The organism is Candidatus Zixiibacteriota bacterium (assembly GCA_040752815.1).
Lineage (GTDB): Bacteria > Zixibacteria > MSB-5A5 > GN15 > FEB-12 > JAGGTI01.
Genome location: JBFMGC010000034.1, coordinates 20,040 through 29,556, shown reverse-complemented (window position 1 = coordinate 29,556; position 9,517 = coordinate 20,040). Strand labels below are relative to the sequence as shown.

At 58.3% G+C, this 9,517-nt stretch carries 13 protein-coding genes; 4 read left to right on the top strand and 9 right to left on the bottom strand.

Annotation, left to right across the window (positions count from 1 at the left end):
• The 8 genes from AB1772_09190 to AB1772_09155 form a co-directional block, all read right to left on the bottom strand.
• A partial coding sequence (locus AB1772_09190; protein ID MEW5796524.1) for a pilus assembly protein TadG-related protein occupies positions 1-139 on the bottom strand: 139 nt, incomplete at its 3' end.
• 59 nt (positions 140-198) lie between these two features.
• On the bottom strand, positions 199-1,326 hold the full coding sequence (locus AB1772_09185; GenBank protein MEW5796523.1) for a pilus assembly protein N-terminal domain-containing protein: 1,128 nt from the start codon (positions 1,324-1,326) through the stop codon (positions 199-201).
• A gap of 33 nt (positions 1,327-1,359) precedes the next feature.
• Positions 1,360-2,241, bottom strand: coding sequence for a Flp pilus assembly protein CpaB (gene cpaB, locus AB1772_09180; protein ID MEW5796522.1), 882 nt, complete (start codon positions 2,239-2,241; stop codon positions 1,360-1,362).
• Between the two features lie 79 nt (positions 2,242-2,320).
• On the bottom strand, positions 2,321-2,734 hold the full coding sequence (locus tag AB1772_09175) for a TadE family protein (GenBank protein ID MEW5796521.1): 414 nt from the start codon (positions 2,732-2,734) through the stop codon (positions 2,321-2,323).
• Positions 2,731-3,261 (bottom strand): A24 family peptidase, encoded by a 531-nt coding sequence (locus tag AB1772_09170; protein MEW5796520.1) that lies wholly within the window; start codon positions 3,259-3,261, stop codon positions 2,731-2,733. Before AB1772_09170 ends, AB1772_09175 begins: the two co-directional genes overlap by 4 nt.
• A 62-nt stretch (positions 3,262-3,323) precedes the next feature.
• The gene (locus tag AB1772_09165) at positions 3,324-3,479 is read right to left on the bottom strand and encodes a Flp family type IVb pilin (protein MEW5796519.1); all 156 of its coding nucleotides are present in this window, start codon (positions 3,477-3,479) and stop codon (positions 3,324-3,326) included.
• Between the two features lie 172 nt (positions 3,480-3,651).
• Positions 3,652-3,807 (bottom strand): Flp family type IVb pilin, encoded by a 156-nt coding sequence (locus tag AB1772_09160; protein MEW5796518.1) that lies wholly within the window; start codon positions 3,805-3,807, stop codon positions 3,652-3,654.
• A gap of 343 nt (positions 3,808-4,150) precedes the next feature.
• Complete coding sequence (locus tag AB1772_09155; GenBank protein MEW5796517.1) at positions 4,151-4,450, bottom strand: DUF192 domain-containing protein; 300 nt, start codon at positions 4,448-4,450, stop codon at positions 4,151-4,153.
• On the opposite strand from AB1772_09155, the gene AB1772_09150 reads away from it, so the two are divergent.
• Positions 4,388-4,570: a hypothetical protein gene (locus tag AB1772_09150; GenBank protein ID MEW5796516.1), complete on the top strand. Its 183-nt coding sequence runs from the start codon at positions 4,388-4,390 to the stop codon at positions 4,568-4,570. The genes AB1772_09155 and AB1772_09150 overlap by 63 nt on opposite strands.
• 498 nt (positions 4,571-5,068) lie before the next feature.
• Positions 5,069-5,968 carry a pirin family protein gene (locus AB1772_09145; GenBank protein ID MEW5796515.1) on the top strand — a complete coding sequence of 300 codons (900 nt, stop codon included), beginning with the start codon at positions 5,069-5,071 and terminating at the stop codon, positions 5,966-5,968.
• A 59-nt stretch (positions 5,969-6,027) separates the two neighbouring features.
• Here the strand turns inward: AB1772_09145 and AB1772_09140 are convergent, their stop codons facing one another.
• The gene (locus AB1772_09140) at positions 6,028-6,420 is read right to left on the bottom strand and encodes a hypothetical protein (GenBank protein ID MEW5796514.1); all 393 of its coding nucleotides are present in this window, start codon (positions 6,418-6,420) and stop codon (positions 6,028-6,030) included.
• A gap of 791 nt (positions 6,421-7,211) precedes the next feature.
• On the opposite strand from AB1772_09140, the gene AB1772_09135 reads away from it, so the two are divergent.
• Positions 7,212-8,420: an HDOD domain-containing protein gene (locus AB1772_09135; protein MEW5796513.1), complete on the top strand. Its 1,209-nt coding sequence runs from the start codon at positions 7,212-7,214 to the stop codon at positions 8,418-8,420.
• Between the two features lie 330 nt (positions 8,421-8,750).
• The gene (locus AB1772_09130; protein MEW5796512.1) at positions 8,751-9,242 is read left to right on the top strand and encodes a group 1 truncated hemoglobin; all 492 of its coding nucleotides are present in this window, start codon (positions 8,751-8,753) and stop codon (positions 9,240-9,242) included.
• The last annotated feature ends 275 nt before the right edge of the window (positions 9,243-9,517 follow it).

The following is a 9,517-nucleotide window of genomic DNA, read 5'->3' as shown; positions in this document are numbered from 1 at the left end:
CATACTCAATCGCGGCGGCCAGCGCGGCGGCGTCGGCGGCGTTCTGTAACTGGTTCTTGGCGAGCTGAATCAGCGACATATCAATAGCAAGCACCGCGAAGGCAAAGAGGGCCACCATGGAGACGGCGACCATGATCATGGTCGCCCCCCGTTGATTCCGAACCATAGGCGTCAAACGCAGCATGGCGACACGACCCCTTAGGATTCTTCCTCCGAAAGCCCCGGCAGCGGCGGAATGATCTCGCTCGCTACGGTTTCGATAATCCGCGGAGTAACCACGATCAGCAGCTCGTTCTCGGAGGTCGTCTTCTGCTTCTTTGTGAAGAGCGCGCCAAGTATGGGAATCTGGCCCAGGAGCGGGACCTTACGCTCGATTGACAGCGTCTCAGTCGCGGTTAACCCGCCCAGCACCACGGACTGCGACGAATTCAGCTCGACAGTCCCGGCGGCCCGGCGTGTACGAATGGCTGGAATATCCCAGCCCGCGAACGTAACTGTGTTGGAATAATCGAGACTCGAAACCTCGGGAGCAATTTTGAGCCGCACCAGGTTGGAATCTACAATTTCAGGCCGGAACGCGAGCTTGATGCCGAATTCCTTCCACTGTATGGCAATGCTCATCGCACCGCCGGCGATCGCCTGGGTCGGCACCGGCACGGGAATCTCGCCGCCGACCAGGAAACTGGCCTCCTCCTCGGAGAGGCAGACCAGCCGCGGATTGGCCAGCAGGCGGATGATGCCGTTCTCCTGAAGAGCGCGGATGGCCAACTGCACGGTCTGCTGGTTGCCGATCCACTTGATTATGCCGGTCACTTCTTCCTGGGCGAAGATGTTGCGAACGGGTGGATCGGGTATCGTTACCTCACCGGCGTAGGAACCGATCGTCTTTTCACCGCTGGCGATGTGATCAGGATCGGTGTCCCGCATCAGCAGATCGAAGCCGATATCGGAGAACTTGGTGCGGTTCAGCTCGGCCATCTGAACTTCCAGGACCACCTGCTGTGATCTGACCGCGCGGTCAACTTTGGTTTCGTAGGCCAAATACCGACCGGATTCGCCCCAGATGTACAGCGACGTTGTCCCTTCGGCTTTGCCGATCACGACAGCGTCGGTCGGGGTGATCGAGACCACGTCAATGACTTCCTGATCGGCAATCGACATTGTCTTGATGCGTTCGGGAAACGTCACCACCGCTGATTTCCCTTTGACAATGCGCAGGACCTGTGGAGAGGGCTGAGTTTGCGCTCCCACGTGGCTCAGTGCCAGAAGCGCTAAGAGCGTTGACTGGCAGAGGCTGCGTTTCAGTATCGTTCCGTGATATTTCAAGTGCACACTCCTTCGTGGCATTCAGCTTCGAGTTCAATGGCCCGTAGAATCTTTGGCAGCCTTGTCCTCGGTTATCGGAGGCGTCTGCGTATTCTGTTCGCCGCCTTTAAATACCGTGACCGTATTGTCAACCGGTTTGGGCTGTTCCTTGGCCGGCGCCGGTTTCTTCTCCGGCGACTTTTTATAGACCACCTTGGGCGGAGCCTCTTTAGGCTTCTTGCCTTCGATGATCTCCCGCCGGGTGATGCCGGCAATGCTTACAGTGTCGGTGTCATTCGGGTTGCGCAGGGCAAGGCTCATGCGGGCCTGCCGCGACGAGAGCGCCAACGCCTGCGCGCCGGCGGCATCAACAAGCAGCGTCACTGCCTGCGACTGGATCACCTTGTCGTCCTGCTGCTCGGTCTTCTCGCCTGCCGCCAGGACCTCGACATTTTGAAGCACGGTGGTGGCGATGGCGTCGTTGTCCGCCCCGTAGCGATCGATAGAGGCGATGACATCGACCCGGTCACCCGGCAGCACGAATCCGGACACGCCGGAAACCTTGTCCACCTGAATGGACGCCGCCCGCATGTTGTCGGCGATGCGCAGCGAGAGTCCGCCGCCGGCCGAGGACAGCTTGGAGGCCGTGATCGGCTCATTCTCCATCAGGAAGACTTTAGTAACCTGCCCGATCAGGCTGTCTTTTTCCGAGTAGTACCCCTTGGGCATACTGGCCCTGGGGTACAGGACCGTGGTCATCTGCTCGGGTTTTAGGACATTTCCGAATGTAAGATCTTCTACTGCCACGACCACGGGCATCATATCCTGGGTGCCCTGGGCGGGCCGGGACTTGAGATAGGAGAAGATCATCAGGGAAGCGATCGCGGCAAACACGAGCGCCAGCCCTGCCGTCAAGAACAATGTGGATTTCTTCATATCACCCAAACTCCAGCGGGAATTGTATCTTTATCCAACCAAAAGCATTCTATCGCATTCATGTACCGCGGGCGGGAGCTCAGCTTTCGTATCGAAAGACGGTCTGCCCGCTCAGCTCGACCGTGCCGCGAAGCACTTCGGGGAGAACCGACCGGCTGAGAATTTCGAATTCCGTCGTTACCTGCACTCGGACCGTGTGCGTGCCCGGGTCATATACCACGACAATCGCACTTGGCTCGACACTGGCGGCCTCGAGAACTTCCATCACGCGGGCCTGCACCGACAGACTGTCCGACACCGGACTCACGGCGGCCAGACGAGCGCCTTCGCGCGACGCGGTATTCAGTACATTGGCCGTCATAATCATCCTGCCGAGTTCCGTGATGCCGAAAAGCACCAGGAGCAGGATTGGCAGCACCAGTGCAAACTCGACAACCGCGTTTCCCCTGGTACTGCTGATTTTCGGCAATATCCCGGTTTTGAAGAGCCTCATACCACGTTTCCCCACAAGAGATATGTGATCGTTCCTACCGCGATGGCGACGCCATACGGCATGGTAATCCCTTTTTTCGGCTCCGGCTCGGAGGCCGGGAGTGTTCGAAAAATGAACAGCCCTTTGGCGAGGTGCCAGGTTCGGCGAAGAGTATTGAATCCTTCCTTGTGGTATAGGGCGATTCCCATTGCCAGGATACCACCGGCCAGGGTCGTGTACAGGAACACGTTGAGGGCGGCGAACGCGCCCAGAAGCGCTCCGAGAGCCGCCATCAGTTTGACATCGCCCGCTCCCATCTGGCCGAAGAAATACGGGATCATCATCAGACCGGCGCCGACACCCAGTCCGAGCAAACCTGCAATCAAACCGGGCCAGCCATTGCTCAGCCCCTGGAGCAGAAGCCCCATTGCGATCGCCGGCAGTGTGAATACGTTTTTGATGATCCGCCAGCGCCAGTCAGTATAGGCGGCGATAGCTATGAGGGCGATCACCACAGGGATGACCGCCTGGTGAGCATACTGGGCCATGGTAGTCACATTTTCTCTCCATCATCCAGTATCGGCAGGAAATGGACCGAGAGTAGTGACTATTAGCTCAGTTCCTCCAGAACCACGCGAAACATGGCGTCGACCGGGGCGCCGAGGATTCGCAAAGTGGCGATTGCTGAAATCGAAAGAAAAGAGGTCAGGAGCGCGTACTCGATCAGGTCCTGAGCGCGCTCATCGAAAAGGATCCGTCTTAACATACCTCCTCCTAAGCCCGTTTGGGGGCGGGGCCAGCCGTAGATATCATCCGAAAAACGGGCTGTCGGGCGTTTCCGCCTGACAGCCCGGTGCTTTCGGGTGACAGCCGATCCGCTGAAGCGGCGGCCGGCGCCTATATTCGGGTCTTGTCAACAGACCCTCTCGGGGCCGCTATTACGAAAGAGCAGCTTCGATGTCCTGATAGATACCATCGACCAGCGGGCCGATCAGCCGAAGGGTCGCGATGGCGACGATCGAGATGAATGATGCCAGCAGAGCGTACTCGACCATGTCCTGGCCTTTTTCGTCGCGGATCAGTTTGCTCAACATGTGAACCTCCAAGGGAAATAGGGTGGATATTCGATGCTTCGTCCTCACCTCTGGCGAGTCCGCAGCAAGCTTAGTTTCAATTCAATCGCGTTCAACATCTCTGGTTTTCGTCTTCATCTACTCCCGGCGCCGCCGCTTTTTCCCTGCTCAGAAATCAGTCTCGCTGAAGTCTGCGGCGTCAACCGTTCGATACTCACGGCGGGGTATTCAGCAAATGGCGGGCCTCTGCGCGAAGAACTTCGTAACCGTTTCGTACATAACGAAATCAGTCAAAAACACCCCCGTGCAAAGTGAATGAAAGTGCGGTGAACTGTGGACGCGAGTGGTCTGTGATGCAGACGAGTCAGGGAACGGATGTTATCGAGACAGCTAACTCAGGCACAGACGCGTGCAGGAATTGAACAGTGTCGCCCACCTCGGTGCCCGAAGCGCGCAGAACACCGGCGGATAGCTCAAGCGCACCCTCGGCCCGCAAGACTATTTTCGAGAGACGATTCGGCTTTAGACCGTGATGCACGGACAAGACACGTCCGTGTGGCGACAGAAATGCTACATCTATAGGGAAGCGCATGCGAAAGGTATGGAGCCATTCGCAGGGCGCCAGGTACAGGCCGTCATCGGGGCCGAGGCTGTCGCGACCCAGGAGACCCTTACGCCGCTCAGAGCTGGTTGCAGCCAGAGCGACTCGCCGGGCAACCACAACGCCGCCTTTGGTGACGTTGACGATCTGGAATGGCTGTCCGCACGGGTTGTTCAAGTCTGATCCACGACTCTGACATGCGTTCATCATTATTATATCGGATTATCGGCGTGAATTTTCGTGGGCGGCATAACTTCGAGGTACTCTCTGTTGGCGGCATGACTTTGATCCTTTTCTTGGGGGCGGCAGACCTCCGGTCTGCCCCTGACCATGGAACGTTATTGACGGTCCAGCTGGTACACCCGAGCGCCCTGGTCACATCATCTCCCGGCCCATCGTATCTCTATAATCACCCGCCGAATTTGCTCGGTCGTCCGTCGCACTTCGCTCGCTAAGGGAATCTCCACGCCTACTATGTGCATTCGGCTGCGGCGCTTGCGCGAACCGGGTAAGAACCACACCGATAAACGCCGGAACCTTTGTAGCTCGGCAATGTGTTACGGGTACATTGATATAGAACCACCTGCCGGGATTGTGGGCCGAACGGTCTACGTTATGGTTGGACTGGACGGCGCACCCGTTGGGCACCCAGGTCGAGAACCGGAAGCAGAGTAATAGACGATGTCCCTAAGACCAGTCAGAAAACTCAGTAAGGCCAAGCCGACTATCGAGGGCGCCGGAGTGCATCTCCGCCGTGCGTTCGGCTTCGGCGATACGTTGGAATCTGACCCGTTCCTGCTCCTCGACGATTTCCGCAGCGACCGGCCCGAAGATTATCTCGCGGGTTTTCCGTGGCATCCTCACCGTGGGATCGAGACGATCACGTACGTGCTGGCCGGAACGGTCGAGCACGGCGACAGCATCGGCAATCGCGGCCAGATTTCGCCCGGGGACGCACAGTGGATGACTGCGGGTCGGGGAATACTGCATCAGGAGATGCCTAAGGGCGACAGTCGCGGGCGCATGCACGGCTTTCAACTTTGGGCGAATTTGCCGGCCGCTCTCAAGATGACCACTCCTCGATACCAGGAGATAAAGTCGGCTGACATTCCGGAGGTTACTGACGACGACGGCACCAGGGCGCGGATTATCTGCGGTAAATTCTGGGGGAAGGTGGGGCCGGTCGAGGGAATCGCGGCCGACCCGGTGTACATCGACATCTCTGTGCCGGCAGGCCAGCGGAGGACCATACCGGTGGAAATGAAAAGCCACGCGTTTGTCTATGTGTTCGACGGGTCGGGGAAGTTCTGCAACGCCTCCGAGCCGCTGGCCGTGCCGACCGAGGGTGTCGGCTGGTTTGAGCATAAACCACCGACCGCCGCCGACAATCGCTCACTCATACTGTTTGATAACGGCGATGAAATCAGCGTGCAGGCCGGTGAAGAAGGAATACGCTTTCTGCTGGTCTCGGGGAGACCGCTGCGCGAGCCGGTAGCCTGGTACGGACCGATAGTCATGAACACTCAGGAGGAGCTGCGGCAGGCGTTCCGCGAGCTGAACCAGGGAACGTTCCTGAAATGAGGCTGCGAACCCGTGGGATAGTGCACGTCGCCGCTGAGACTTTAAGAGTGGCAGTGCGCTCAGCCGAGCACCCTGGCCTCGTCGAGCCACGCGTGCGCATCGTGGCGATTGTTGAACAACTTGATTTTTATCTGACTATCAAAAGCGTTGTGGAGGGCTATAAAGATCCGCGCGGTGGTCGTGTCTTTCCCTTTCGGAAAGATTACCGCCCAGCGTGTGTTGCCGACCAGAGGCCTGATCTTCAGCACGTACTTTCTCAGGCGATCCAGCTCGGCGAGATTCCAAACTGCGCTTGCGTCAGTGTAGTCACATATAGCGTCCATGCCGGCGCGGAACTTCGGATCGGCGATGACGGCTTCGATATTTGCGATCACATCTTCGACCGTTACGTTCCCGATATAGCCGGTCTCAACCAGATTGCGCGCCTCGTCGACGATGTGTGGTTTTTTCAAGGGTGGATCTCCTTGTTCTACAAACTAGAACACGATTCGAGTATTGGCAGTCGCCGTGGTCCCGGCAAGGTTTAACTCGGACCCAATCCTGTCCAAAACAGCTTTTGTAACCTAGGTTATGCATCCGAAGAGCCTAACCAGCGCCATCCCAACTAATATCTCCTGATCGTGGGCGGCAGACTTCCCGAGGCTGTCTCAAAAGCTGGAAAAGTTGCGGCAGGTCCTTGTCCCGGCCCGATGAAGGAGGGACGGGACGGAGACCTACCGCCGCAATGTGTCTAACTGTAACGGCGCCAGGTCTCACTCCGAGCCCGACCCGCGGAGCGAGTCGTGCTCGGAGCACGACCTGACGCAACAGATCGCACTTATGAGACAGCCTCTCCCGGTCTGCCCCTCCAGATCCTTCTTCGATACATGGGCAGACAAGAACCCGCCGACGGCGGGCCGCGCACCTAATCAGCAAATATCAGTTGTTGGGGCACTAGCGCAACCGGTTGGCAAGATCGAGGGTTACCGGTAGGACTCAAAAGAGTCCTGCCGGACTGTCTGAGGTTCCCGGAGAGCGGCCGCTTGTGCGCCAAGGGATTTGGCCCGCGCGAGGAGCCTCAGAGTAATGGGTGGTATGGCAGAAAACCCGGATATGGCAAAGCGTGGGCCGAAGATACCTCAAAATTGGGCAGATTTCTCCACGGCTCAGGCTAAACTCGTGGAGGCCGCCGTCCGACAATACTATTGTTCTGCAGTAAAAGTTCGAAATCTACCTGACGTACTTTTAAGCAAAGGAACGCGAAATGCGTGAAGTGGTTGTGCTGTATGTCGGGGGAGACCGGTCACTTGTCGATTTTGTGCAGCAGATCGAGCGCTATTGCGGGGGCGGGTGGCGCGGCGAGACGGCGGCTGCCGGGAAGGAAGCGATCGAAGCGTGCATAGGCGCTCAATACGACCTGGTAATAGCTGAGTCATCGCTGGTGAACCCCAGTGTCCACGAGCTGATGGGTTACTTGCGGGAGAACCAGCCGGCGGCGCTGCGCTACGTGGTGGTCGACACCGCGGACAAGTCCTCGATGCTGCGGTTTTTCGCTGAGGCTCACCAGGTGATCGCCCGACCCGTCCAGACGTCGGCCCTGGCCAGGCAGCTTCAAAACGCCCTGAACCTCCAGGGCATCTTCACTAACCCACAAGTGAAATCGAGGATTGGAGCAATCAAGTCGCTTCCGTGTCTGCCTCAAACCTACAGCCGCCTCACGGCGGAACTGCGGAGCGAGAATTCGTCAGCGCGACGGGTGGCAGAGTTAATCAGTGTCGACGCTGCAATTACGGCCAAGCTGCTTCAAGTTGTGAATTCTGCCTACTTCGGCATGTCGCGGCGGATCACCGACGTTTTTCATGCGGTAAACCTGGTTGGTATGAGCACCGTGCAGAGCCTGGTGCTGTCTGCCGGCGTGTTCGAGCAATTCCAGGGAGTCAGTTTTCCTCAGTCGTCGATGGATGAGATCTATCAGGACAGTATCTCGGTTGGAGCAAGATCTCGCCTTCTGGCTCACTCTTTTGGCCTGCACCCCGGCGCAGTCGAAGAAGCGCTGTTGGGCGGCATGCTCCACGATATCGGGCGGCTGCTGATGGCGAAGTGTTTCGCTGACGAGCTGAAGAGGGCCGTAGAGGCGGCAAAAGAGCGCGGCCTGACCCTGATCGCAGCCGAGGAGCAAATACTGGGTGTCAGCGACTCCGTAATCGGCGCATATCTTCTTTCCTTATGGGGACTGGCGCACCCGGTGGTGGAGGCAGTGGCGCTGCACTACCGACCCAGGCAGTGCCCTGCTCCGGTGCTGGGGCCGCTCACGACCGTGCACCTGGCGTGGGCGATTACCCATGATGAGAAGCGGCGCATACGAAGCGACCGGGAATCGTCAGTAGACATGGATTATTTGGCGACGCTTGGAATTCACGGCCAGTTGCCCGCATTGCGGGCGTTCTGTGCGGGCGCAGTAGCCCGCGCGTAGCAAATGTGCCCGGCCAGCCGCGGTGGGCCGGGCACTTTTGGCAAGCCTGTCGGGCAGCGTCGCCCGGCAGCGCAAGAACCGAACCTCCAATACTCCACTTTCGTCCGATCCTCCCGACCGAATTCAAGTCTCTCAAAACGCAAATAAAATCGCCTTAGCTTTCGTATCAACTTGGCCTGCAGCCGCGGCCTCTGGGGCAAGCTCCGGACAGGACGCGGCCGCTCGATGGCGGAGGAAGTCGTTCCGCACAATCGGGGCCGGCGCTGGGGCCGGGCACACAAATTAACGGGGATATCCACGCGCACCCCATACGGCATTAGGAGGTTTAGCATGATCTCGCGGAAAATCGGTTTGTTAACAATCATCACAGTTCTGGCGGCACTAACATGCGGCTACGGTCTGGCGTCGGCTCAGGGAAGTGCCGAAAAGAAAGAGCCGTCGCTCTATGACCGCCTCGGGGGCCTGGGACCGATCTCGGTTGTGGTCAGTGATTTCATTGACGCGCTTGTTCCCGACACGGTGCTCAACGCGAATCCGGCGATTGCCGCGGCCAGAAAGCGGGTACCGGCTCCCTATCTCAAGTATCATGTGACAGCGCTGGTGTGCCAGGTGACCGGCGGGCCGTGCCACTATCAGGGTCGGGCTATGAAAGAGTCCCACGCTCATCTCAATATCACCGGGCGCGAATGGGACCGCATGGTTACCATATTCAAGGAAATCCTCGCCAAACATAATGTCCCGGCGAAGGAGATTCAGGAATTGGTTGCAATAGTCGGCTCGACCAAACCGGATATCGTCATGTCCGGGGGCGCCAAGAACTAGACTGACGCGAGGGACTTATGCGCGGCGGGGGATCGAGTGCTGCGGCATCTCGCCTCCGCGTCCGCGCTGTTTTTCGCCTGGGCGCGGTTTCCGGTTACCGTACCATCCGGCAGAGGACCGTTTATGGAACTGACCTGGAAAACGACCGTGTGGCAGCAGTTCGGCGCCGCGATTGATATGCTCGAAAACGGGATTCGTGTCTGTCCCCCGGATGTCTGGGGCGAACGCGTCGACTTTTGCGAGTTCTGGTATATCACCTACCACACGCTGTTCTA

What these genes read in the sequence shown, in the direction of transcription:
- cpaB (MEW5796522.1), bottom strand. Translation starts at nt 2,241, where the DNA reads ATGAAGAAATCCACATTGTTCTTGACGGCAGGGCTGGCGCTCGTGTTT.
- AB1772_09175 (MEW5796521.1), bottom strand. Translation starts at nt 2,734, where the DNA reads ATGAGGCTCTTCAAAACCGGGATATTGCCGAAAATCAGCAGTACCAGG.
- AB1772_09170 (MEW5796520.1), bottom strand. Translation starts at nt 3,261, where the DNA reads ATGGCCCAGTATGCTCACCAGGCGGTCATCCCTGTGGTGATCGCCCTC.
- AB1772_09165 (MEW5796519.1), bottom strand. Translation starts at nt 3,479, where the DNA reads ATGTTAAGACGGATCCTTTTCGATGAGCGCGCTCAGGACCTGATCGAG.
- AB1772_09160 (MEW5796518.1), bottom strand. Translation starts at nt 3,807, where the DNA reads ATGTTGAGCAAACTGATCCGCGACGAAAAAGGCCAGGACATGGTCGAG.
- AB1772_09150 (MEW5796516.1), top strand. Translation starts at nt 4,388, where the DNA reads ATGGAGCCATTCGCAGGGCGCCAGGTACAGGCCGTCATCGGGGCCGAG.
- AB1772_09145 (MEW5796515.1), top strand. Translation starts at nt 5,069, where the DNA reads ATGTCCCTAAGACCAGTCAGAAAACTCAGTAAGGCCAAGCCGACTATC.
- AB1772_09135 (MEW5796513.1), top strand. Translation starts at nt 7,212, where the DNA reads ATGCGTGAAGTGGTTGTGCTGTATGTCGGGGGAGACCGGTCACTTGTC.
- AB1772_09130 (MEW5796512.1), top strand. Translation starts at nt 8,751, where the DNA reads ATGATCTCGCGGAAAATCGGTTTGTTAACAATCATCACAGTTCTGGCG.